This window comes from Syntrophobacterales bacterium (genome assembly GCA_019429105.1).
GTDB lineage: Bacteria > Desulfobacterota > Syntrophia > Syntrophales > UBA5619 > DYTH01.
This window is the reverse complement of the sequence record JAHYJE010000007.1, coordinates 1-22,747: the sequence shown is the minus strand read 5'-3', so window position 1 is coordinate 22,747 and position 22,747 is coordinate 1. Positions and strand designations below refer to the sequence as shown.

At 55.5% G+C, this 22,747-nt stretch carries 21 protein-coding genes; 11 read left to right on the top strand and 10 right to left on the bottom strand.

The window, feature by feature from the left end; genetic code table 11:
• Nucleotides 1–20 precede the first annotated feature (20 nt).
• The 7 genes from K0B01_03620 to K0B01_03590 all read right to left on the bottom strand — a co-directional run bounded on the left by K0B01_03620 (nucleotide 21) and on the right by K0B01_03590 (nucleotide 7,832).
• Nucleotides 21–269 carry a hypothetical protein gene (locus K0B01_03620; protein MBW6485224.1) on the bottom strand — a complete coding sequence of 83 codons (249 nt, stop codon included), beginning with the start codon at nucleotides 267–269 and terminating at the stop codon, nucleotides 21–23.
• Nucleotides 254–2,095, bottom strand: coding sequence for a TRC40/GET3/ArsA family transport-energizing ATPase (locus K0B01_03615; GenBank protein ID MBW6485223.1), 1,842 nt, complete (start codon nucleotides 2,093–2,095; stop codon nucleotides 254–256). The genes K0B01_03620 and K0B01_03615 overlap by 16 nt, the downstream gene beginning before the upstream one ends.
• An 80-nt stretch (nucleotides 2,096–2,175) precedes the next feature.
• On the bottom strand, nucleotides 2,176–2,511 hold the full coding sequence (locus K0B01_03610) for an arsenic metallochaperone ArsD family protein (GenBank protein MBW6485222.1): 336 nt from the start codon (nucleotides 2,509–2,511) through the stop codon (nucleotides 2,176–2,178).
• Between the two features lie 64 nt (nucleotides 2,512–2,575).
• Nucleotides 2,576–3,670, bottom strand: coding sequence for an ACR3 family arsenite efflux transporter (gene arsB, locus K0B01_03605; GenBank protein ID MBW6485221.1), 1,095 nt, complete (start codon nucleotides 3,668–3,670; stop codon nucleotides 2,576–2,578).
• Between the two features lie 26 nt (nucleotides 3,671–3,696).
• On the bottom strand, nucleotides 3,697–4,119 hold the full coding sequence (locus tag K0B01_03600; GenBank protein ID MBW6485220.1) for a metalloregulator ArsR/SmtB family transcription factor: 423 nt from the start codon (nucleotides 4,117–4,119) through the stop codon (nucleotides 3,697–3,699).
• A 754-nt stretch (nucleotides 4,120–4,873) separates the two neighbouring features.
• Nucleotides 4,874–7,063 carry a carboxypeptidase regulatory-like domain-containing protein gene (locus K0B01_03595; protein ID MBW6485219.1) on the bottom strand — a complete coding sequence of 730 codons (2,190 nt, stop codon included), beginning with the start codon at nucleotides 7,061–7,063 and terminating at the stop codon, nucleotides 4,874–4,876.
• Nucleotides 7,064–7,514: 451 nt separating this feature from the next.
• Entirely contained in the window at nucleotides 7,515–7,832 is a 318-nt protein-coding gene (locus tag K0B01_03590) for a metalloregulator ArsR/SmtB family transcription factor (GenBank protein ID MBW6485218.1), read from the bottom strand.
• A gap of 784 nt (nucleotides 7,833–8,616) precedes the next feature.
• Here K0B01_03590 and K0B01_03585 point away from each other — a divergent pair.
• From K0B01_03585 to K0B01_03535, 11 genes are all read left to right on the top strand, one after another.
• The gene (locus tag K0B01_03585; GenBank protein MBW6485217.1) at nucleotides 8,617–9,885 is read left to right on the top strand and encodes a glycosyltransferase family 4 protein; all 1,269 of its coding nucleotides are present in this window, start codon (nucleotides 8,617–8,619) and stop codon (nucleotides 9,883–9,885) included.
• Nucleotides 9,886–9,897: 12 nt separating this feature from the next.
• Nucleotides 9,898–11,112 carry a glycoside hydrolase family 57 protein gene (locus tag K0B01_03580; protein MBW6485216.1) on the top strand — a complete coding sequence of 405 codons (1,215 nt, stop codon included), beginning with the start codon at nucleotides 9,898–9,900 and terminating at the stop codon, nucleotides 11,110–11,112.
• Nucleotides 11,113–11,243: 131 nt separating this feature from the next.
• Nucleotides 11,244–11,825, top strand: a complete 582-nt coding sequence (locus K0B01_03575; GenBank protein ID MBW6485215.1) for a DsbA family protein — start codon at nucleotides 11,244–11,246, stop codon at nucleotides 11,823–11,825.
• A gap of 45 nt (nucleotides 11,826–11,870) precedes the next feature.
• On the top strand, nucleotides 11,871–12,320 hold the full coding sequence (locus K0B01_03570; GenBank protein ID MBW6485214.1) for a hypothetical protein: 450 nt from the start codon (nucleotides 11,871–11,873) through the stop codon (nucleotides 12,318–12,320).
• A 256-nt stretch (nucleotides 12,321–12,576) separates the two neighbouring features.
• Nucleotides 12,577–13,080, top strand: coding sequence for a Spy/CpxP family protein refolding chaperone (locus K0B01_03565; GenBank protein MBW6485213.1), 504 nt, complete (start codon nucleotides 12,577–12,579; stop codon nucleotides 13,078–13,080).
• Between the two features lie 162 nt (nucleotides 13,081–13,242).
• On the top strand, nucleotides 13,243–13,956 hold the full coding sequence (locus tag K0B01_03560) for an ABC transporter ATP-binding protein (protein MBW6485212.1): 714 nt from the start codon (nucleotides 13,243–13,245) through the stop codon (nucleotides 13,954–13,956).
• Nucleotides 13,957–14,043: 87 nt separating this feature from the next.
• Nucleotides 14,044–14,907, top strand: a complete 864-nt coding sequence (locus K0B01_03555) for a hypothetical protein (GenBank protein ID MBW6485211.1) — start codon at nucleotides 14,044–14,046, stop codon at nucleotides 14,905–14,907.
• Nucleotides 14,908–15,177: 270 nt separating this feature from the next.
• A complete protein-coding gene (locus K0B01_03550; GenBank protein MBW6485210.1) occupies nucleotides 15,178–16,860 on the top strand; it encodes an FAD-binding protein in 1,683 nt (560 codons plus the stop codon).
• A gap of 1 nt (nucleotide 16,861) precedes the next feature.
• Nucleotides 16,862–17,512 carry a 2Fe-2S iron-sulfur cluster binding domain-containing protein gene (locus K0B01_03545; GenBank protein ID MBW6485209.1) on the top strand — a complete coding sequence of 217 codons (651 nt, stop codon included), beginning with the start codon at nucleotides 16,862–16,864 and terminating at the stop codon, nucleotides 17,510–17,512.
• Nucleotides 17,513–17,589: 77 nt separating this feature from the next.
• Nucleotides 17,590–17,973, top strand: coding sequence for a 4-carboxymuconolactone decarboxylase (gene pcaC, locus K0B01_03540; GenBank protein ID MBW6485208.1), 384 nt, complete (start codon nucleotides 17,590–17,592; stop codon nucleotides 17,971–17,973).
• 345 nt (nucleotides 17,974–18,318) lie between these two features.
• Nucleotides 18,319–18,981, top strand: a complete 663-nt coding sequence (locus K0B01_03535) for a DJ-1/PfpI family protein (protein MBW6485207.1) — start codon at nucleotides 18,319–18,321, stop codon at nucleotides 18,979–18,981.
• A 43-nt stretch (nucleotides 18,982–19,024) separates the two neighbouring features.
• Here the strand turns inward: K0B01_03535 and K0B01_03530 are convergent, their stop codons facing one another.
• From K0B01_03530 to K0B01_03520, 3 genes are all read right to left on the bottom strand, one after another.
• Entirely contained in the window at nucleotides 19,025–19,912 is an 888-nt protein-coding gene (locus tag K0B01_03530; GenBank protein ID MBW6485206.1) for a dihydrodipicolinate synthase family protein, read from the bottom strand.
• 23 nt (nucleotides 19,913–19,935) lie between these two features.
• Nucleotides 19,936–21,285, bottom strand: coding sequence for an MmgE/PrpD family protein (locus tag K0B01_03525; protein MBW6485205.1), 1,350 nt, complete (start codon nucleotides 21,283–21,285; stop codon nucleotides 19,936–19,938).
• Nucleotides 21,286–21,358: 73 nt separating this feature from the next.
• Complete coding sequence (locus K0B01_03520; GenBank protein MBW6485204.1) at nucleotides 21,359–22,576, bottom strand: CoA transferase; 1,218 nt, start codon at nucleotides 22,574–22,576, stop codon at nucleotides 21,359–21,361.
• Nucleotides 22,577–22,747 lie beyond the last annotated feature (171 nt).

Genomic DNA, 22,747 nt, shown 5'->3' with positions numbered 1-22,747 from the left:
TTTTACGGAAGAAATAAAGATCAGGCCGAAGGGGCGCAGACGGTCGCCCTTTCGCTCCTGAAGGAATTCCGGGGACTCGACGGGATCGACCGCACCCACAGCGAGGAGCTGCGGAAGGTACCCGGCCTCGGTCCGGCGAAGGTCGCCCGGATCAAGGCCGCCCTCGAACTGGGAAAACGGCTCTGCGCCGGCAGACTGATCGCGCCGAGCTTCGCATCATCTACGTCCGTGGCCGGCCATTTACTGCCGTTCGTCAGTGAGCGCCGCACAGCTCCTTGCCCAGTTCTCGGAGCGTTTCCTTCCCCTTCGGTTCGCAATCGAGCAGGGGCGCGAAGAGCAGCGGCTTGTGGAAACGCTCTGCGATTTCCGCCAGGTACTTTTCCTGCTGTTTCCGCCGCCGGTCGAAGAAGGCGTTGTTCCCCGCATCCCGGGGTAAAATGTAATTGACGGCGACCAGCGCCGTTTCGATGCCCACCTGCTTCTTCAGGTCCTCGGAGGCCCGCCATGCCTCGACAATCGGGGTGTATTCGGGATACATGACGAAAACGAAGGCGCTCTTGTCCGGATTGCGCATCTTTTCGATCACGTCGGCGTATTTGTTCTGCGTGGCCTCGGATGTCTGCTTGGTCAGGGTGCCCAGATCGATAAACCCTTTCCAGTCGGTCGGTAATTCCAGCAGGCGCAATGTGTGACCGGTAGGCGCCGTATCGAAGACGGTGACGTCGTATCCGTTGCTCTCAAAATAGCTCATGAATTTCTCGAAAGCGGCCATCTCCTCGGCGCAGGGCGAGTTCAGATCCTCCGCCACGGATTTCTGCGTTTCCTCGCCCTGCTCCTTGATGGCTTCCAGAATCCGCGCCTTGTACTCCTCCAGGGCTTGGCGCTGATCGATCCGCGCCGCATAGAGGTTGTCCACGCCTGAGATCCTTGCGGGCGCATGGTTGACCTCCTGGCCGAAGATGTCGTGGAGATGGGACGCCGGATCGGTGGTGACGATGAGGGTCTTGTATCCCTGATCCGCCATGAACAGGGCGGTGGCGCTGGCGATGGTGCTCTTGCCCACGCCGCCCTTTCCCGTGAAGAAGATGAAACGCTGTCCGTTGACGGGCCGCAGGAGGTCATGGCAGTTTTCTTCCCGGTACGCCTGCGTGCCGTCGGCGGCAAAAACCGCTGATTCGGCTTGGGCCGGTTTGGGCTGCTCTGCTTTCTCCTCATAGACGAAGCGACCTAAGGCCTGGAGCATCTCTATCCCCGCGACCTCCCCATCCCGCAGGGGATAATAGACCTTCTCCAGACCGGCGAACTCGGATTCGATGCGCGCTACAATTCGCCCCTCTTCCTGCTTTTTCTTCCGGAAGAAGTCATCGGTGCAGGCCTCTTCGGGCAAAAGCCCGTTTACGATGAGGAAAGTGGTGGCAATGCCCAGTTTGGATAACTCCGCCCCGCTTCGCTTCGTCTCGAGAATGGACGAGTTCTCCGGTTTCAGGACAAAAACGAAGGAGGTGCGGTTACGGTCCTGGAGGTACGAGATCGCCTTCTCGTATTTCGCCTTCGCGCCCTGGAGGGATGCCCCCGGTCCGATGCAGGTGGCGGCGTTTTCGTTCAGGGTCTCTGTCCAGCCGCTTGGAAGCTCCAGAAGGCGGATGGTGTGCCCCGTCGGCGCCGTGTCGAACACGACCACTTCATAGTCGGGATCGTCCATGAATTCGATGAACTTGTCGAAGGCCGCTACTTCCTCCACGCAGGGGCTCTTCAACTGCTCCCTGACGACATTCATGTTTTTCTCATCCAGAAGCTCCCGCAGGGGGGCCACGATCCTCTCCCGGTATTCCTCCGACGCCTTGTCGGGATCGATCTCGATGGCATGGAGATTCTTCAGATTCCGGATCGGCGTGACATGATGGCCGATCTGCTGACCAAAGATGTCCGCCAGATTCGGCGCCGGATCGGTCGTGACAAGCAGCGTCTTGTATCCGGCATTGGCCAGCCAGACCGCCGCAGCGCAACTCATCGTGCTTTTGCCGACCCCGCCCTTGCCGCTGAAAAAAACAAACTTTACCGTATTTTTAGTGGGTATGATCAAATCCCTAATCATTTTGCTCCTTCCGCATTCTTGTTTCGACAGCATTTTGCCGCTTTAGGTTCATCACGGGTGCGGTAAATGTCGCCTCGTTTTCACCTGACATCGTTGCTTTTCTCTTCGATTGCCGCTTTCAATGTCTCATAGTTCAAATACTTCTGCCCGGCGATGATTTCGCCGTTAAGCGTTGTGATCGGCAGAACCCCTGGTCCTCCCTCCTTGACCAGCCGGGCGATTTCCGGGTGGGCCATAAAAATGAAACTGTCAAAAGTCAGGCTGGCCCGTATAATCTTCAGGCTGTCGCCGCACTCGCCGGTCAGTCGCTTCAGCGTCTCGTTAAACTCGATCAGCGTGCGGTCCGGTTCCGGTCCGCAGACACCTGTCGAGCAGCACATAGCGCCCTCATAGACAATCAACTCATTTTTTTTCATTCCCCAAATCCTCTCTTCACGAACCCCGGGTCTTTTCTTGTCAAGCTGCGGTGCGTGGCATGTTTTATGGTTTGCAACTGACATAGCACACGCCTTTCGGCGTCTTGACCTCATAGGGAAAGTATTTCCTTTTTATCCACAGGGACAGGTGCACCAGGTTGATCAGCACCGGCACCTCCACCAGCGGGCCGATGACGGCCGCGAAGGCGGCGCCCGAGTTGATGCCGAAGACCGCAACCGCGACGGCAATGGCCAGCTCGAAATTGTTGGATGAGGCGGTAAAGGAGAGGGTGGCCGCCTGGCCGTAATTGGCCCCGGCCTTGTGGCTCATGTAGAACGATAGCGCGAACATGACGACAAAGTAAATGAGGAGCGGGATGGCGATCCGCACAACATCGAGAGGGATCTTAACAATATACTCGCCCTTGAGAGAGAACATGACAAGAATGGTGAAGAGGAGCGCGATCAGTGTAATCGGACTGATTTTCGGGATGAACCTTTCATGATACCATTTCTTGTCCTTGACACGGATCAGAATGAAACGGGTGAGGACGCCTGCAATGAAAGGAATGCCGAGATAAATGAAGACGCTCTCGGCGATCTGGCCGATCGTGACGTTCACCTGCACCCCCTTGAGGCCGAGGAGGGGAGGCAGGACGGTGATGAAGATATAGGCATAGACGGAAAAGAACAGGACCTGGAAGATGGCGTTGAAGGCGACAAGCCCCGCGCAGTACTCCGTATCGCCCTTTGCCAGATCGTTCCAGACGATGACCATGGCGATGCAGCGGGCCAGGCCGATCATGATCAGGCCCACCATGTATTCCGGATAGCCGCCTAAGAACAGGACGGCAAGAAGAAACATGAGCACCGGGCCTACCACCCAGTTCTGAACCAGCGACAGGCCCAGGATCCTGTAGTTCTTGAATACCTCGCCGAGTTCCTCGTATTTTACCTTTGCAAGGGGCGGGTACATCATCAGGATGAGCCCTATCGCAATGGGAATATTCGTCGTTCCCGATTGAAACCGGCTCCAGAAGCCTACGACGCCGGGGAAGAGATACCCCCAGCCCACCCCCACAAACATGGCGAGAAAGATCCATAATGTCAGAAACCGATCGAGAAAAGAAAGTTGTTTGCCTATTTGTTCCCCAGCCATACCTTATGCCCTCCTTCTGGTTTTCATTAATGTTCGCGGTTCTCCCGCTTGCCGGTTCCACCTGTTATCGGGGAATCGGCAAGACAGTTGCCTGTTCGGCGCTTTGCCGTTCGCCCCGGATCGTTGCACTGCGCCTCATCCAGCCGCCCCAGGCAGGCAATCACCTCCGGATGCTCCGTCAGGCATTCGCGGAACAGATGAGAGAGACATTCCTCTATGTGACTGCTTGGCGCCACCATTCTGTAGTACATCCACGTTCCCCTGCGCCGGGCTTCCACCAGTTTAGCCGCCCGCATGATCCCGATGTGCCGCGAAATCTTGTACTCCGGTTCGTTAAGCGCCTGCGCAAGCGTGCAGACACAAATTTCCTCCTTGATTGACAGGAGCGCGGCCAGCTTCAAACGCGTTGGATCGGCAAAAATCTTGAAGAGTTCTGCTTCTTTTTTCATTTTTTGGTACCTCCCCTCCGGGTTTATTATATGCTTATCTGCGCTTGAAAGCATATATTAAGCAAGCCTCGGTTGCTTGTCAAGGGTTTTTTAAATGTGTTTTTTAAATGTGTGAGGCAATTGCAAAACTCTCACATTCTGTCATTCCCGCAATGATTTTAAGCGGGAAAACGAAGTTTAATGTTCATAATCTGGTTCTAACTGCTTGAAAAACCGTATTCCCGATAGAAGCATTGTGTACATTAAGCTCCGCTTTCGGGAATGACAAATAGTTTTGCAATTGGCTCGTGTGTTATAAAAATTCAAACCGCTGGCCGCGGGTCCTCCCCCTTGTAGTTCTTCATTTTCTTCCTTACCCCAGGCAGAAAACGGTTTTATTGTTTTTTTATTCCTTTGAAATCGTAGCGCAATAAAAGAGCATCCCCGGGGTTTCTCATCTTGATATACAAGACGAGTTCATCTTGGAACCAACTGAAATAACGTTCTTTCTGCTGCTGGTTGCCTTATCCCTCGGGTTTTGGCTTGCAGGCCGCTGGATTCGCAAAAGCAAAAACCCCAAAGCGGTTTAACGATTCCAATCAAAATCAATCATTTGCGAAACATGCGGAATCAAGCGATTCTTGTTTTGAAGTACAGGTTGTGTATTGCCTGAGGGAGCGACAACTCCGCCGCTTGCGGCGGGGTTGTTAATTGGAAGGGTTGCCGGGGACAGTTGCAACTTTGTCCCCGGCACTGATAAAGAAAGATTAAATAGTTAATCCAGATCGCCGCTGGTCCTGGCAAAGGCATGACACTTGCTGCACGAGTTCGGCATGATGTCGTAGTCGTGGCCCTTCGACGGATCGGGGTTCTTCAGGATCGAGCTCTGACCAGGCCAGACGATGTCGAAGACGTGGGACGCGACGTTGCCCTCGGCCACGGCGCTCTTCCCGTTCTTGTCGAAGTCCAGGTGGTACATGGCATCCACGTTGATATCCTGCAGCTTGCCGATCTTCGCCATGTGGCAGGATGCGCAGTTGCCCACCGGCATCTGCGGGTCATCCGGCGTATAGAGAGCCCCGCCCATGGCGGCCCCCGTCTGCATGTGTTTGGCCACGGATCGGGCGACCCTGTTGCGTGCCATTACGGCGTCTTCGGCTTTCACCGCGACGGCTGCTCCGTCTTTCTTCACCTTGCGGCCCGCGTCAAGCTGGAGTGCCGCCACATCGGTCTTGGAGATATCTTTGAACTGGCCGCTTTCCGCGTGGCAGGCCAGGCAGAGGGTGTTGTTTCCGTATGCCGCGTTGGTGAAATCGTAGCCGCCAATCTTAAGCGATGCCGGCCCTGCATCCAGGGTATGGGCGTCGTGACAGGTGTAACATGTGAGCTTTTCGGACTTGTTGTTATAATGGACGGATCTGTGCAGCTCGGAAAGCTCCATGGAGTGCGAACGACCGTGGGTCTGATCAGGCCAGGAGGCGAATGAGCCTTCCTTCCAGTCAGGTACAAGCCTGGGTGTGGGTTTGTCGTAGTTCGCAAAAAACGTCTCGATGTTGTACACGCCCGGGACGAAGAATCCATGACCGAGGGTGTCCTTGTAGTTGCCATCATAGGCGGGTTTGTACACCCCCGCCGGGGTTATGCTCCTGCCGTCGTGGTTTCCATGGCACTGGCCGCAGAGCTCGTTGCCCGCTTTTGCCGTCAGATATTTGGGCGTGATGATCTTCGTCTTGTCGGATGTCTTCGCATGATCCGAACCAGGCCCGTGGCACCGCTCGCAGGTTGTATTCAGGTCCTTGTAATCCCAGTCGATGACGACGGTCTTGTAGTCTTTGAAGTCCTTTGTTTGTATCTTGACTCCGGTGGCGTGGCATCCGGCGCAGTTCCGCGAGAGGGTGTTGTCCGGAGTGGCCCATTTCTTCGGTGACTTCTGCCTGAACATCGGGGCGCCGAGCTCGCCTTTTGCCAGTACCTTTGAACCCACAGGCGTGCCGTCCTGCATGATGAAGACCGGCATGTAGTCGATGTAATCCTGTTTCTGGCCTTCCCGGGAGACGTTGTTCTCCTTCATCCACTTCACGATATACGGCACGTCCTGGATTCTGGCCATGTAGCGCTGTTTCCCCTCGCCGAAGTTCGGGTAACGGTCGGCAATCTTGTGATTGGGGTCGGTGTACCCTTCGCCCCAGTTGCCCTCGCCGCCGATTGTGGCGGCAATGGGAATCCAGACGGCGCCTGCGGTATCCGAGCAATCCAGTTCGGCTTCGGCCCGGGAGGCTTTATCTTTCTGCTCGGGGTAAAACTTGAAGAGGTACTGACGATTGGGTTCGTCGCCTTTCGTGCAGAGAGCCAGATTGACCAGGCCCTTGCCGTCCAGGGGGTCTTGCACCATGAGCAGCTTGCCCTTGGGATCCCGGGGCAGGTATTTGCTGTTCGGCTCCGGCCACATGTTCTTGTAAATCATGTGGCTTGTCCCCTCGTTCACGAAGCGCGAGTGGATGGACGCATGGGGCGTGCCGTCAAGGGCCTTGGATAATTTTTCATCGTGGCACCCGGCGCAACTCTTCCCTCCCACATAGGTGGCGGTTGCGCTGGGGCGACCCGAAAGGGTTATCGCCACGCCGGATACGTTGGCGCCGGCTTTTACCGGGACGGCCTTCAGAGTTTCGCCGTCCAAGTAAACCGCGGAAGGCGTTTTTACGTAGAGAAACGCCGAACCGGGAGCCACGCCGGTAAGCTTGAATGAGCCGTTGGCCGCCGTGGTGGCCTTTGCCTTCTGTCCCGCCACGGTTACGACAGCGCCCTTCACGCCGGCGCCCTTGACATCATTTACCGTACCTGAGATAGAGGCAAGCCCGGCGGCTTGAGCCGATATCGTCGGCAATGTGCCGCCCATGATAACAGCGCCTGCCAAAACCAACATCATGAAACCAAATAAAGTTCCCTTTCTAAAAACTTTCCGCATACGAACCTCCTTAGTTTAATGTGTCTGGCCAGCAGCAAAATGAATGCCCTGGTCGCTTATATGAAAATGCGACTAAGTGCCGGGGATGGCTTGTTATAGTTTCGCATTTTCATCTCCCATTCTGCCTTCCCGTGAAGGGTCGCAATCCATGGAACCGTAGAGCTTGATAACCTTGCAATCCCGACATTCCCAATCGAAATTGAGGATGTTCCTGCACTCAGTTCCGGCAACCTCCCAGCAGGGGCGTTCCGTGTCTTTATGGGCTGCACAGCGCGAATAAACACCTTATGTGCACCCTAAAAAATTCCAGCAGGGGATTTTCCCGCTCCAGAAATCAGCCATCCCCATCTAACCTTCAAGCTTCTTGTCAGCAAAAGTTTTTAACATCCAATCATTACATCGTTTTATAAATGGTAATATGCCATTTCGGCCAACAATGAAGCAAAAAAAATTATCTGCTCAGAAACTGCAGTTCCTTATTTACTCTGTCTTTAATGATAACATTGGCGCACCGGAAGAAATCCACAGCACACGGGACTTCGAGTTTATAGATCATTTCCCTCCCGGTTTTCCGTGAAGAAATGACCCCTGATTCCTTAAGAACGAGCAGGTGTTTGGAGATTGTGGATTTATCGAATTGAAACAGTTTGAATATTTCTGAAAAGGAGCGCTCTCTGCCCTGGAGAAATTCGATGACCATCAGACGCACTGGATGGGCCATCGCCTTGACAACTTTTACCCTTAATTCCGCTTTGTAGAAGGTTATCATCTTTTCGCCCCGTCGGATCGCTAACTTGTGGCCCTTATGCCAAATAACCAACGTCTTGTCAAGGCAATTATTTTCGTTGTATTGACCGCCGCTTAGACGTCGAGCGCGTTTTTCATGACGCCCGGTTTGTTTGTGAACAGTTCACACCGCTTGTCGATAATCTTCGAAAGCGAGGGTGTCGGGCGTGTCTCTGTCAAGGACGATCCTCTTTATCTGCATATATTCATCGGACGTAAAGGTTATGATAGCCGGATCAAGCATAATAGCCTCCTGAAAGATTTCCATTTACTCACGAGGCAATTGCAAAACTCTCACATTCTGTCATTACCGCAATGATTTTAAGCGGGAAAACGAAGTTTAATGTTCATAATCTGGTTCTAACTGCTTGAAAAACCGTATTCCCGATAGAAGCATTGTGTACATTAAGCTCCGCTTTCGGGAATGACAAATAGTTTTGCAATTGGCTCTCACATTTAAAAAAAGAAATGGCAATAAATTATAATGATTTTCCGTTTCAGAATGGCTATTTTTGTCTGAAACAGTTTCATGATGCCGTCCCCTTTTCCTGGATAATCCTTCTAACTTTTTTGTAACCGCTCAATACCATGGCAGGAAAAACGGGCAAGACTTACAGTGATTATTGGCATTGATTTTGCGTCTGATGTTACGGTAAAAGGGAATGGCGAACTGATCCGAAGTACTTGTCCAATAGCGGTCAGTCGGTCTAGATTACGAACCAATAAAGGCGATCGTTTGCAGAATATCGCCAGAGAGGAAAGAACCAATGCGCGTTTTTATGTTAGGCTGGGAATTTCCTCCCCATATCAGCGGCGGACTGGGAACTGCCTGTTTGGGGATCACTCTGGGACTGAGCCAATTGGGCGCAGAGGTTATTTTCGTCCTGCCGAAAATAAGGGGGGAACAGCGTCCATCTCATGTGAATCTGGTATCGGCGTCGGATATCCCTTGGGGCGACGGTTCCGGAACGAAAATCTTTACAGAGGCCGTACAATTCAGGGCAATTGAATCTGCCTTGAGGCCATACGCAACTCTCCTACCGGGGGCCGCGCCCTTTTCACGGGGCATCCTGGCAGATCTGAAGCCGAGTCAGGGCACGGGGGAACTCGCCGGCGATTATGGCCCCGACCTCTTCCGGGAAGTGAGCGACTATGGGCGAGCGGCAGGTGTTCTTGCGGGGAAGGAGAGCTTCGATGTCATCCACGGGCATGATTGGATGACCGTCACTGCGGGAATCGAGGCCCGGAATGTAAGCGGCAGGCCCTATATCTACCATATCCACTCCCTGGAATTCGACCGGAGCGGCGAGAACGTCAATCGTCAGGTTTACGACATCGAGCGTTGCGGACTTGAGAATGCCGATCATATTATCAGCGTGAGCCATTACACGAAGAATGTCATCGTGAACCGCTACGGCATAAGCCCCGACAAGATTACGGTTGTCCACAACGCCGTTTCCCGCGGCGAGGGGCGCTTATTTTCCCGTGTTGAGAAACGGACCGGCGCCAAGATTGTTCTCTTCCTCGGGAGGATCACGTTTCAAAAGGGGCCCGACTACTTCATCGAGGCGGCAGCGAGGGTGCTGGAGAAGATCCCGGACGTGACTTTTATCATGGCCGGCGCCGGAGACATGATGTCCCGGATGATCGAAAGGGTGGCCGAGTTGAAAATTGGACGCAACTTTCATTTTGCCGGCTTTCTGGAGGGCGAAGAGGTGGAGCGAATATATGCCATGAGCGATCTCTATGTCATGCCGAGCGTCTCCGAACCCTTTGGGATATCGCCTCTGGAAGCCATGCTTTATGATGTTCCCGTCATCATATCGAAACAGTCGGGGGTCTCCGAGATTCTTCACCACGCATTGAAAGTGAACTTCTGGGACGTCGATGAACTGGCCGACAAGATGATCGGGGCGCTCAGGCATCCGGCTCTGGTAATGGAGATGACGACCAGAGCGCGGGAAGAACTGAAAAACATTCGCTGGAACGCGGCCGCGGAAAAAATCCTGTCGGTTTACCGCAGGTTCTGCAAATAGGGAGGAGGGAAGATGCCTTCGGTATGCTGTTATTTTCAGGTTCATCAGCCATTGCGCCACCGCCATTTTACCGTTTTTGACTTCAAACAGGGGCTCTCGTACGAGGATGAGGAAAATAACCGGCAGATTTTGAACAAGGTGGCCGCGAAATGTTACCTGCCGACGAACCGGATCATGCTCGACCTGATCCGGAAACACGGAGGCGATTTCCGGATTTCTTTCTCGATTACGGGTGTCATGCTCGAACAGTTGGAGAGGTACAATCCGCAGGTTCTCGACAGCTTCAAGCGGCTGGCCGATACCGGATGTGTGGAGTTCCTGGGAGAGACCTATTACCACTCCCTGGCCTTTCTGTATTCCCTGCGGGAGTTCAGGGAGCAGGTGGCGCTGCACGGGGAAAAAATCAAAGCCCTCTTTGGTCAGACGCCCCAGACCTTCCGAAATACCGAGCTGATTTACAGCAACGACCTGGCGAGGGTCATCGAGAAGATGCGCTACAAAGCGATCCTCGCCGAGGGTGCGGACCATGTCCTCGAATGGCGGAGTCCCAACCATGTCTATCAGCCCGCAGGGTGTACGAAACTTAAGCTCCTCCTCCGCAATTACCGGCTTTCCGATGACATTGCCTTCCGCTTCTCCAATCGACAGTGGCCGGAATACCCCCTTACGGCGGACAAGTTTGCCCGCTGGCTCCACCGGACGGATGCCGCCTGCCAGACGATCAATCTTTTTATGGATTACGAGACATTTGGCGAGCACCAGTGGGCGGATACGGGGATATTTGACTTCCTTAAGGCGTTCCCGGGCGAGGTCTTGAAAGATCCGGACTTTCGGTTTCAAACGCCGCGGGAAGTCGTCCGGGATAACGATTCGGCGGCGCAACTGGATGTGCCGAATCCCGTGTCGTGGGCGGATGTCGAGCGTGATCTGACGGCCTGGAGCGGAAACTCCCTGCAGAAAGACGCCATTGATTCCTTATATGGACTGGAACGAAAAGTCAGAAAAACAAAAAATGCCGTGATTCTAAGCGTCTGGCGAAGGCTTCAAACCTCCGACCATTTCTATTACATGTGCACCAAGTGGTTTGCCGACGGGGATGTCCACAAGTATTTCAACCCCTATGCGTCGCCCTACGACGCCTATATCAATTATATGAACATCCTGGCGGATTTTTCTGATGCAATGTCGGCGCAGGCATATAGGCGGGAGGCGCAGCCAATTTTATGATGAGCACGGCTATCCTGTGATTGACAAAATGCTGCGATGTGCGTATGAATCCCTTCAATGAAAAAGAGATATTTACGGTTTTTGCGACTGTTGCGCCGTATCCGTAAGGTTTATGAAATAAGAGGGGAAATATGGGATTAAAAAGGGTGTCTGTGGTAGGGGTGCTCTCGCTGCTTCTGATCTGGTTGAGCGCGGCGGGGAGCGGATGGGCGGAAGCACGAAACCAGACTTTTCCCTCTTTCGGCTCGGGGGCTGTAGAAGTGCGGCTTTACACCGATTATTTTTGCCCCCCCTGTCGGGGAATGGAACCAGGCGCTGTCCAGATTCTGAAAGACCTGCTCAAGAAAAACGCGATCCGCCTTATCCTGGTGGACGTTCCTTTGAACCGGCTCACGCCGCTTTTTTCCAGGAATTTTCTTTACGCCCTTAGGAAAAACAACGGCGCTGAACATGCCTTGCTGGTGCGCAGCATCCTCATGGAAGCTTCCACCAACAAGGAGATTGCGACCCAGGAACTAATCGAGGCGCTCTTCAAGGGAAAGGGAATTGCCTTTGCAGTCTGGGATCCCAAGTTCGCCTTCGACCGCTACAACAAGTTGTTGCAGGAGGACAAAATCAACGCAACTCCTACCTGCGTCATTATCAAGAACGGCCAGAAGAAGACGTTCATCGGTGTTGATAATATTATTAACGCCCTCAAGGTCCTGCAATAACGGATCATTTGCCGGGACGACCCCTGCGGAAGGAATGGATGGCGAATGACGAGATACCGTGTTTTGAAAATCATCAATGTCCTCTTCCCCGTCATCGGCATCGGCCTGATGGTTTTTTACGATGTCTGCGAAACCACTTGTTCCTCCCTGCAGGGGACGTTTATGGGATTGGACCTGAAGATAATCGGGATCCTCTTCATGGCGGGTCTTCTGGCGCTGGCTATCCCGCTTGCGTCCCGTTGGACCGGTTTCGTCCAATGCTTGCGCATGATGATCCTTTCCGGAGCCCTGGGCGGGGAGACCATCCTCGTCCGTTTCCAGGTCGTTAACGACACCTATTGTCCCTTCTGCCTGGCCTTCGGTTCGTGCATCCTGATCCTGTTCATTGCCAACTTCACGAAGGCGAACCGCTATCCGGCCCTGGGGGCCTTTCTGGTCGGGATTGCCGCCTTTGCCATCTTCTTCGAGGGTTCCGTTGCACCGCTTTTCCGTTAATCAATCCAACCCCATCCTTATCTTCCAGACGATAATTGGATAACGCCGATTCGCTCTTCCGGGGTGGATACTGTTTGCCAGGATGTTTGTCGAACTGGATACAGCCGCCGGATATAATGTATCCATGTGATTCAGTGGTTCAAGCCGATTTATAATATAAATTCTAATAAGATTATGTAGATATAGTGTTATTCACGCTATTGGCACATAGCTTGCGTTATAGAAAGCAAACAATTCTCTTGAAAGGAGACAAAAAATGATGAAAGCAAAGTTTAACATTCACAAAGTGGTAACAGCAGTAGCGGTGATCGTCCTGGCGGCGGTCGTGGCCTCCCCGGCGATGGCCTATCGGGGGATGGCGGGCGGGTTTGACAGGGGACCCGGCGGTTACGGGATGATGGATCCGACGCGAGGGCTCGATCTGACGGCTGAGCAGACCGCGAAGATCAACGCCCTGCGCGAGGCGCACCTCAAGGATATCCAGCCCCTCCAGGCCCAGCTCTACGCCAAAAATGGAGAGTTGAGAAATCTCTGGCTGGCCAAGACGCCGGATCAGGAGAAGATACTCGCCCTGCAGAAGGAGGGAAGGAACCTCCGCGATCAATTGATGGACAAGCTGACCGCCTACCGCCTGGAGGCGCGCAAGATTCTGACGCCTGAGCAGTTGGCGAAGGTGCAGTCTTATGGGCTGGGGCGGGGAATGGCCCGCGGCGGAGCCGGCATGCGGGGTGGTTTCGCCCCCGGCTGGGGAATACGTTAACTTACTGACGAACGGCCGTCCCGGCCGTGAGATTTGGCCGGGACGCCCAATAAATCGGTTATTAATAAAAGAAGTATCCAGCCGATGGCGATATTGTTCGCAGAGTAATCCCCCGCCCCGGGGCTTGGCGATTTTTCATGACGTGATAAAAGGAGGGCAGCAGTGGCCTTAATTGCAGCAGAGCAGATAACCAAGGAATACCGGGTGGGCGAGGTGGCGGTTCAGGCCCTCCGGGGCGTCAGTTTCGAGATCGAACCCGCCTCGTTCGTCTCCTTTGTCGGACCGTCGGGAAGCGGGAAGACGACCCTTTTGAACCTCATCGGCTGTTTGGGCAAGCCGACGGCGGGGAACATGAGAGTTGCCGACACCGATGTGGCCTCCCTGGACCGCAAGGCGAGCGCGGCCTTCCGGGGAAAGACCATCGGTTTCATTTTTCAGGACTTCAACCTCCTGCCGGTTTTGACGGTTTACGAGAACATTGAATATCCCCTTTTGATGGTGCAGAAGGTCTCGGCCCAGGAACGTCAGAAGCGGGTAACCGCCCTGTTGTCGGATGTCGGGATGGCCGATCAGCGGGACAAGCGGCCCGACCAGATCTCGGGTGGGCAGAAGCAGCGGGTGGCCGTTGCCCGCGCGCTGGTGACGAACCCTATGCTGGTGCTGGCGGACGAACCGACGGCCAATCTGGACCACGATACAGCCTACATGGTGCTCAACCTGATGAAGCAGATGCGGGACGAGTTCAAGACGACCTTTATCTTCTCAACCCACGACCCAAAGATCGTGGGCGAGGCGGAAATCATCTTTACACTCGAAGACGGCAAGCTAAACGGGGCAAAGAACAAGGGAGGAAACGGCCATGGGCAATCTCTTTAAAATCGCGATTCGGAATCTGCTCCGGTACAAAAGACGGACGCTGGCAAGAAAACCTTCAAATGGGGGAAGGGCTACGCCTGGAACCCCGTGGGATTCATCGACCGTCCCAAGGATCCGGACGATCCGGAGGTGGGGATGGAGGGGGTTTTTGCCCTGTCGGCCGACTATACGAAGAGTTTCGATGGGGCGCTGAAAACCGTTTCCTTCACCCCGGTGCTCCAGCCGGTTTACGACCACGTGAACTCCGAGTTCGGGAAGAATAATTACATTAATGCCGCCGGGAAGCTCTACCTCCTTCTCTACGACACGGACATTGATTTTATGTTCCTCACCGGCGGCAGCCGGACCACCCGTTTCGGCGCCGATTTTTCCCGGAACGTGACAACGAACTGGGAGATTCACGGCGAGATCGCCTACCTTAAGGATTTTCCGGTGAACCTGGTGGATTCCTCCGGCAAGGCAACGCCCCGGGAGTTCGATGCGACGAGTTATCTTCTGGGAACGCGCTACCTGACCGCCCGGGACACGACCTACATCCTGGAATACTACCGCAATGGCATGGGCTTTTCCGGGGACGAAATGGAGGATTTCTTCGGATTTACACAAAACGCGTACCTAACCTATGCGGCTGGCGGCGGGGACGCCGCCCTGAAAAAGGCCGTCCAGCTCTTCGAGGGGCAGTACGGCCGCCCCAATGCAATGAGGGACTACCTCTACCTGCGGGTTTCCCAGAAGGAACCCTTCGATCTCCTCTACGTTACCCCGGCGCTGACTACAATTCTCAACCTGAACGACCGGAGCTTCACCCTCTCGCCCGAGGTGGCATATGCGGGGATCACAAACCTCGAGCTGCGCCTCAAGGCGAGCATTGTCCGCGGCGCTGTCGGGAGCGAGTATGGCGAAAAACCCTTCGACTTCAAGCTGGAACTGCGGGTCGGGTACTATTTTTAAGCTGAAACCTGCCCGGGAGCGCAGGCCATTTTTGTAATCCATCATCTATTATATTTTCTGGCGGCCAATATTTTCTTGACACGCAAGTCCAAGGCGACTTATATCGGCAAGCACAAAAAGCCATGTCTCATCAGGCAGGTGCAATAGCAAACGGCAAACTTGGCGATTCGCAAGAGCAACCTTTCAACGATAAGGGGAGGCATCTGCTGCTCCGGGTCTGAAGTCGCGGCTGAAAGCAAGTACGGGAAACTCAAACATGGAGAAGAAATAATGATTTTTCATGACATTGTTATCGTTGGCGGGGGGCTGACAGGGTTGATGGCAGCCGTGGAGGCGCCGCCCGGAACGGACGTGGCCTTAATCAGCAAGATTTATCCTACCCGCTCGCACAGCGGGGCTGCCCAGGGCGGCTTTAACGCCGCAATGGCAGAGGATGACTCGGTGGAGAACCACGTGTTCGACACGGTTAAGGGGAGCGACTACCTGGGGGATCAGGACGCCATTGAGACGCTCTGTTCCGAGGGGCCGGAGGTAATCCGCAAGCTGGAACAGATGGGCGTGCCCTGGTCCCGAACCCCGGAGGGCCGCCCGGCCCAACGTTCACTGGGGGGCGCCAGTTTTCCGCGGGCGTGCTACTCTGCCGACATCTCCGGTCATGCGGTGCTGCATACCCTGTATGAGCGCGCCTTGGCCGCCGGGGTGCGCATCTACCCGGAATGGCATCTGGTGGAGCTGTTGCTGGAAGAGGGCCGTCTGGCGGGACTTCTGGTTTATGACTTGGCAACAGGGCGACTGGAAGTAGTGCGCTGCCGGGTGGCGCTCCTGGCCACCGGCGGGTATGGAAGGATTTTCCGTAAGACTACCAACGGCCATGCCAACACGGGGGACGGCACGGCCATTGCCTACCGGGCGGGGGCCGTCCTGTCCGACATGGAGTTCGTACAGTTCCACCCCACCACCCTCTATGGCACCAACATCCTGATTTCGGAAGCGGCCCGGGGCGATGGCGGTTATCTGCGCAACGCCGCGGGAGAAAGGTTCATGGCCCGGTACGCCCCCCAGAAGATGGAGCTGGCGCCCCGGGACGTGGTGTCCCGCTCCATCTTCCAGGAAATCAAGGATGGGCGAGGTCTGGGCGAAGGCTACATAAATCTCGATCTTACCCACCTGGGGGCGGACAAGATCCACCGGCTGTTGCCCCAGGTAAATGAACTGGCCCATCTTTACGCCGCAGTGGACTCGAGCCAAACCCCGATCCCCATTGAGCCCGCCCAGCATTACAGCATGGGGGGCATCAGGGTTAACCGGGACTGCGAAACCAGCATCCCCGGATTACTGGCCGCCGGCGAGACGGCAAACGTCAGCGTCCACGGGGCCAATCGCCTGGGGGGCAACTCCCTGCTGGAAACGGTGGTGTTCGGCCGCCGGGCCGGCAGGCGCATGTTGGAGATGGTTAAGCGGCCCATGCCGCCCAGGCCGCGCGTTTCCTTAGAGAGGGCGTTGTCAAACTGGCAGGCCAATTTCGGCGTCGGCGCACCCCGACAGTCAGATGACTCGGTATTTGCCATCCGGGAGGACATGGGTCGCATCATGACGGATAAAGTGGGAGTGTTCCGCACCGGGGTTGAACTTAAGCAGGCAATGGAGGAATTGGCCGTCCTGCGCAGCCGCTATGCAGCGCTGCGGGTGCCTGCCGGGGAACATTCCTTTAACCAGCAGCTCATTGACCACATGGAATTGGGCTTCATGCTGGAGCTCAGCGAAATGACCGCCGGCGCCGCCTGGAGGCGCACGGAAAGTCGCGGCGCCCATTTCCGGATTGACTACCCGCGGCGGAATGACCCCGACTGGCTGCACCACACGCTGATTCGCCGCGGCGACGACGGGCGGCCGATTTATGAAGCGGGCACTGTCGCCTTCACCCGGTTCCAGCCCCAGGAAAGGGGGTATTGATATGCAACTCAGGTTAATTATTGAGCGGTTCGATCCGCAGACCAATGATGCTGCTTACCGTCAGACATTCACCGTTGACTGGGAGCGGCACGAGACCGTGCTGGATGTGTTGCTCAAAGCGAGGCGTCAGGATCCGGCGCTTGCCTTTAGACGCTCCTGCCGCAGCGGCATCTGCGGCTCCTGCGCGATGCAGATTGGAAACATTTCCCGTCTGGCCTGCCAGACGCTGGTAAGAGATGTGACAGGCGACGGGGGCGAGCTTGAAATCAAGCCGCTGCCTGGGTTCCGTCAGCTCAAGGACCTGGTTGTGGACTTGGAGCCTTTCTTCGCGGCGCTGAAGCGGGTGCTGCCCTGGGTCATTACCGGACCGCACCATGATGGGCTAATTTCCCCTGAAGTTTCGGCGAGGATTGAGACTCCCGCAACCTGCATCCTGTGCGGCGTGTGCGATGCCGCGATTCCTCAGAACGGTCCGGTTACTTCCGCTGCCCTGGTGAAAAACGTGCGGCTGGCCGTTGATCCCCGGGATGCCCTGGGGAGCGAGAGAATGAAGAGTGCCGGCTTGACCGGGGAGGGACTGCAAACATTTCGGGAACTGCTGGCAAATATCTGCCCCAAGGGCATCAAGTTGCCGCCCGTGGTACAGGAATAAAACTGGTTATTGAATCCGGGGTGGGGCTCAGGAGAGACAGAGCCGCCATGAAGCCAAATTAAAGAGGAGCCGTGACAATGGAAAAGAAACGCTATGAAGAGGGGCTGGCCGTCAGGAAGGCCGTTCTGGGGGACGAATACGTAGAAAAGTCGCTGCGCTCGGCCAATGACTTTACCCGCCCGATGCAGGAGCTGGTGACCGAATACTGCTGGGGCGAGATCTGGACCAGGCCCGGCCTCGACCGCAAAACCAGAAGCTTTCTCAATCTTGCCATGCTGACGGCGCTGAACCGCCCGCATGAAATCAGACTGCATGTGCGGGGGGCGCTCAATAACGGCGTGACCAGAGAGGAAATGATGGAGGTTTTCATGCAGAGCGCCATCTACTGCGGTGTTCCCGCTGCGCTCGATGCGATGGGAGTCGCCCGGGAGGTCTTTGCGGAAATTGACGCCGGGAAATGACGGCAGGCGACCGGGAGCGCCCCGTCGTCTTTAAAGGGAACGGCCAACGGGGAGGTCAGCCCTTGAGGGAGACTAAAGCGGGCTGGCGCCCGCAACCCATTTCTCCAAGCTGCTGTCCGAAAATTTTTGTCTAACGAGGTAATTGCAAAACCATTTGTCATTCCCGAAAGCGCAGCTTAATGTCCATAATGTCTCTATCGGGAATATGGTTTTTTCAAGCAGTTAGAACCAGATTCCCGCTCAGAATCGTTGCGGGAATGACAAGAATGGGGAGTTTTGCAATTGGCTCTAACCTTTTAATTTGCAGACATTTTTTGCAATACCTGAAAATTTTCTTGTTTTTTTATGCAGGAGTTGAGGAGTAAGTCACTAACTATGGAGAAGCGCAAGCAGACAGGCATCGTTATCTTCAACGACGTGGAAGTGCTTGATTACTGCGGCCCCTTCGAGGTCTTTTCCGTGACCCGCTTGAACGAGCTAAAACGGCGGGAAGAGCCCTCTCCCTTCAACGTTTTTCTGGTTGCCGAGACCAAAGACATTGTGGTTGCCGCCGGCGGGATGAAGGTCGTTCCGGACTATGCACTCGCCGATTGCCCGCCGCTTGATATCCTCGTCGTTCCCGGCGGCTGGGGGACGAGGGCGGAAATGAACAACGGGCGGCTCCTCGGCTGGCTTGCCGAGCGCGCCAATCAGGTGGAAACCCTCGCTTCGGTCTGCACCGGCGCCCTGTTGCTCGGGAAAGCCGGGCTCCTTGACGGCAAGCGGGCGACTACGCATTGGCGCTCGCTTGCCTGGATGCAGGAGCTGTTTCCGAAAACCCGTGTCGAGCGGCATCTGCATTTTGTTGAAGATGGCGCCCTTTACACCTCCGCCGGCATCTCCGCCGGCATCGACATGTCGCTGAAAATTGTTGCCCGCCATTTTGGAGAAGCCGTCGCGCGGGCAGCGGCCAAACAGATGGAATACCCTTACCCGGAAAGCGATGCCCGGAGGATTTCGATAGATTGACCAGCGGTTGTCGGTCCGCCGGAGTGCGACTGACCGATTGGCCCTAAAGCGCTCCGAGATCGCGCAGAATCTTTTCCAGGGCCTTTCTTTCCTCGGCATTCAACTGCTTTTGCGGCGGCAGGGGTGGGCCGACGGGAAATCCCTGCATCTCCAAACCCGCCTTTACGCAGGCCGACAGGGTGAATTTCTGGAAGGCCAGGTTAAGCGGCCATTGCTTGATCTGCAGGAGCGCCGCTTCGTCCCAGCGCTTCTGCCGTGCCGTTTCGTACAGCTCAATGCTTTGTTTGGGGATCACGCAGGCGGGGCCGGACATCCAGCCGACGCCGCCGATCAGGAACATGAACAGGGGAACGGAAGAAGTATCGCTGAAAATTTTGATCCGGCCGCCCAGGGTTGACGCCAGAGAGACGAGCTTGCCCACATTCCCGGAGGCATCCTTCAGGTACTGGATGTTTGGCTCTTCGGCAAGCTGGCGCAGCGCCTCGACGGTAAAGTCCCAGGTCTGAAACTTCGGATTCGTATAGAGGACAATGGGGCAGGATACCGAACGGGCGACGGCGCGGAAATGTCCGACAACCTGGGCGTCGGCCAGCGGGAAGTAACCGGGCATCATCGTGAGAATGCCGTCCACTCCCAGCTTTTCGATTTCTGCCGCTTCCTGGATGGCCCCCTGAGTGGAATTGCTGCAAATTCCCGCGACGACGGGGACTCGCCCTGCCGTTGCGCTCATAACGACCTCGATGGTTCGCTTTCTTGTTGCCCAGTCAAGGTAAGGCGCCTCGCCGGTGCTGCCCAGCGGTGTGACGCCATGCACCCCCTGGCGGATGAGGTGAGCGACGAGATCGGCAAGAACCTGTTCCTTGAGCCTCCCCTGTTCATCCAGGGGCGTGACAAGATAGGGAAAAATTCCGAAAAATTCCTTGTTTGCCATGTTGTTAATCCTCCCAAATATCGTTATGTCAGAAGTTCGTTTGCGTCCGCTATCTTTTCCAGGTTCATCACCCTGTCGGCAATCCGGTCCGCCTGTTTTTCGGAGAGTATTTTGTCAGTCAGGCTCTGGAATTTGACGATCAGCTCGGAAGCCGTCAGAGGGTTTTCCGGATCCCCTTTGGGATACTCGTTTTCAGCGCTCAATTGGCGGCCGTCGGCAAGCGCGATCGTCGCACCGGCGGGCCACTTGCGCGGATAGACCTTTGTCAGCCCGGGATCCACAGTAAAACTGACCTTGGCCATCAGTGCCCGCAAATCGGCATCGCCCAGTCTCTCTTCGGTGAAGTCGCCCAGTTGGACGTGGCCGTAAGCCAGCGCCGTCGCGATACAGAAGGGCAGATTGAATTTTGCCAGGTACGGCGACTTCGGTTCGATTTCTCCCAGGAGGTCGATTGCCGCCTGATAAACGCGGATGCGGACTTCCGCTACTTCCGCGGGCTTGAAGGTCTTCCCGCCCGTGGCCTGAAGCACGGCATCGATGGCGGAATGGGTGTGCCCGCAGGAGGCATAATACTTCAAGGAATTGCGGTCGCTGTGAAAGACCTCTCCCAGGCCGTCGGTGCACTTGTCCGCGTCGAAATTCTTCGAGGTGGCAACAAAAAATCCTTTTCCCCCTTCCAGGATTTTCCGGGCGCCGGTGAATCCCTCCCTGGCCAGGAGCGCCGCCAGCATTCCGTTTTGCGCCGCCTTGCCCGCGTGGAGCTGTTTGCTCATCGCATTATCCGCAAGAAACTCCCAGAGCCCCGCCGCTTGCGTTCCTGCTGAACCCATTGCCCAGACGAACTGCTCCTCGTTCAGAAAAAGCAATTTGGCCGCCGCCGCTGCGGCCCCGTAAGTTCCGCAGGTCGAAGTCGTGTGCCAATAATTATAATGATCAGTGCCGACGGCAAGGGCCACTCTGATCGCGATCTCATAACCGATGGAAGCCGCGACGATCAGCCCCCGGCCCGAGGCGTGCTGCCGTTCTCCCAAGGCAAGAACCACGGGAAGAATGACGCAGGCCGGATGAAGAATGGATTCCCGATGCAGATCATCCATCTCTACTACATGCGAGGAAGCGCCGTTGACCAAAGCCGCCAATAGACAGCTCGTTTTTTTTGCGTCGGGAATAGACGTGGATTCGGGATGGCCGCCGAGGCTGCCGGCAACCTTCCTGATCATTCTGACCGACGGCAGTTCCCCGCCCGCATGGGCCGACCCCAGCCAGTCCAGGATGTACCCCTTCATGTTGGCGATATGCGCCGCGCTCAGTTCTTCGAAACGAAGATTGCACGAAAATTTCGCGAATTGGCTGGAAATAATCTCTTCCGACATGACTTTCCTCCTTTTTGCCCATAAATAACAAGTCGGCGGAGGCACTTACACAAGCCCCATCCCTGTTAATCGCCTACCCGATCGTTCCCGCGGCCTTCATGGTCTGAATTTCGCCGTCAGCATAACCCAGGCCCTTCAATATCTCTTCCGATTGCTCCCCCAACCTGGGCGCCGCGCTGGTGATCTCGGCTTTGGTTTGGGACAGTTTAATCGGATTGTTCAATACCTTGATCGGGCCGTATTTCGGATGGTCCCAGTCCACAAAGAATTCATTGGCTGCGGCCTGGCCGTCGCGGGTGACTTCCAGCGGCGTCGTTACGGGGGACCAGACGAGCTTGGTCTTGCTTAAAATATCTATCCATTCTCGGTATGTTCTGCTCCGGAATATCCCATCGAGGATAGTCACGAGTTCCTCCGCCCGTTTGAACCGCTCATCATAAGTGGCAAAACGGGGATCATTTTCCAGTTCCGGATGGTCGAGCGCGGCGCAGAAACCGGGCCAGTAATGCTGGGCGTTGGTCATGCCCAGCATGATCCAGCGGTGATCGCTCGTTTCATAGACATTGCGAATCGGATTGCCCATCTCTTTGCGCTGGGGCCGCACCGCATCCTCGCCGGTGATCAGGCAGCCGGCGATATCGAATCCCAGCGCCCAGACGGCGGTATTATAAAGGGAGATCTCCAGTTCCTGGGCCACCCCGGTTTTCTCCCGGATATAGAGGGCGGACATGATGCCGGCCAGCAGGCTCATCGCCGTGATGCTGTCGCCGTAGCCGGGCCGCGAAATATTGGGCGCGACCCCCGCATCATGCATCAAATCCATGACGCCGCTGCGCGCCCAGAAGGCGACGGAGTCGTAGCCGCCGGTGTTTTTCTCGGGGCCGCGTTGGCCGTATCCTGTGAGATTCGCAAAGATAAGCCGGGGATTGATTTTCGAGAGAAGCTCATAAGTGAGGTGAAACTTCTCCATCTCATAGGGCCGCAGGTTGTTCAGAAAAACGTCGGCGGTAGCCGCCAGTTTATGCAAAACGGCCTGGCCTTCCGGGGTTCCCATATTCAGGGCCAGGCTTTTTTTGTTGCGATCGGTATGTTCCCAGTAATAATTGACCGAATGAGGTTTCGCAAATCCCGACATCCCCTGTCCCAGGGCGTGCCGCCAGTTATCCCCCTTGCCGGGCGGTTCAACGTGAATGACCTCGGCGCCCCAGCTTCCCATCAGCATGCCGACGATCGGTACGGCAACGGCGCCCCCCACTTCAATAACTCTGATTCCCTTTAGTTCTCCGGCCATGATAACCCCCCTTGCTTGATTTTTATGTTATATTCCTGTTACTTGAGCCAATTGCAAAACTATTTGTCATTCCCGAAAGCGGAGCTTAATGTACACAATGCTTCTATCGGGAATACGGTTTTTCAAGCAGTTAGAACCAGATTATGAACATTAAACTTCGTTTTCCCGCTT

Bases quoted from the DNA above. Each gene is read 5' to 3' on its own strand.
- K0B01_03615 (MBW6485223.1), bottom strand. From the start codon at position 2,095: ATGATTAGGGATTTGATCATACCCACTAAAAATACGGTAAAGTTTGTT.
- K0B01_03610 (MBW6485222.1), bottom strand. From the start codon at position 2,511: ATGAAAAAAAATGAGTTGATTGTCTATGAGGGCGCTATGTGCTGCTCG.
- arsB (MBW6485221.1), bottom strand. From the start codon at position 3,670: ATGGCTGGGGAACAAATAGGCAAACAACTTTCTTTTCTCGATCGGTTT.
- K0B01_03600 (MBW6485220.1), bottom strand. From the start codon at position 4,119: ATGAAAAAAGAAGCAGAACTCTTCAAGATTTTTGCCGATCCAACGCGT.
- K0B01_03595 (MBW6485219.1), bottom strand. From the start codon at position 7,063: ATGCGGAAAGTTTTTAGAAAGGGAACTTTATTTGGTTTCATGATGTTG.
- K0B01_03590 (MBW6485218.1), bottom strand. From the start codon at position 7,832: ATGATAACCTTCTACAAAGCGGAATTAAGGGTAAAAGTTGTCAAGGCG.
- K0B01_03585 (MBW6485217.1), top strand. From the start codon at position 8,617: ATGCGCGTTTTTATGTTAGGCTGGGAATTTCCTCCCCATATCAGCGGC.
- K0B01_03580 (MBW6485216.1), top strand. From the start codon at position 9,898: ATGCCTTCGGTATGCTGTTATTTTCAGGTTCATCAGCCATTGCGCCAC.
- K0B01_03575 (MBW6485215.1), top strand. From the start codon at position 11,244: ATGGGATTAAAAAGGGTGTCTGTGGTAGGGGTGCTCTCGCTGCTTCTG.
- K0B01_03570 (MBW6485214.1), top strand. From the start codon at position 11,871: ATGACGAGATACCGTGTTTTGAAAATCATCAATGTCCTCTTCCCCGTC.
- K0B01_03565 (MBW6485213.1), top strand. From the start codon at position 12,577: ATGATGAAAGCAAAGTTTAACATTCACAAAGTGGTAACAGCAGTAGCG.
- K0B01_03550 (MBW6485210.1), top strand. From the start codon at position 15,178: ATGATTTTTCATGACATTGTTATCGTTGGCGGGGGGCTGACAGGGTTG.
- K0B01_03545 (MBW6485209.1), top strand. From the start codon at position 16,862: ATGCAACTCAGGTTAATTATTGAGCGGTTCGATCCGCAGACCAATGAT.
- pcaC (MBW6485208.1), top strand. From the start codon at position 17,590: ATGGAAAAGAAACGCTATGAAGAGGGGCTGGCCGTCAGGAAGGCCGTT.
- K0B01_03535 (MBW6485207.1), top strand. From the start codon at position 18,319: ATGCAGGAGTTGAGGAGTAAGTCACTAACTATGGAGAAGCGCAAGCAG.
- K0B01_03530 (MBW6485206.1), bottom strand. From the start codon at position 19,912: ATGGCAAACAAGGAATTTTTCGGAATTTTTCCCTATCTTGTCACGCCC.
- K0B01_03525 (MBW6485205.1), bottom strand. From the start codon at position 21,285: ATGTCGGAAGAGATTATTTCCAGCCAATTCGCGAAATTTTCGTGCAAT.
- K0B01_03520 (MBW6485204.1), bottom strand. From the start codon at position 22,576: ATGGCCGGAGAACTAAAGGGAATCAGAGTTATTGAAGTGGGGGGCGCC.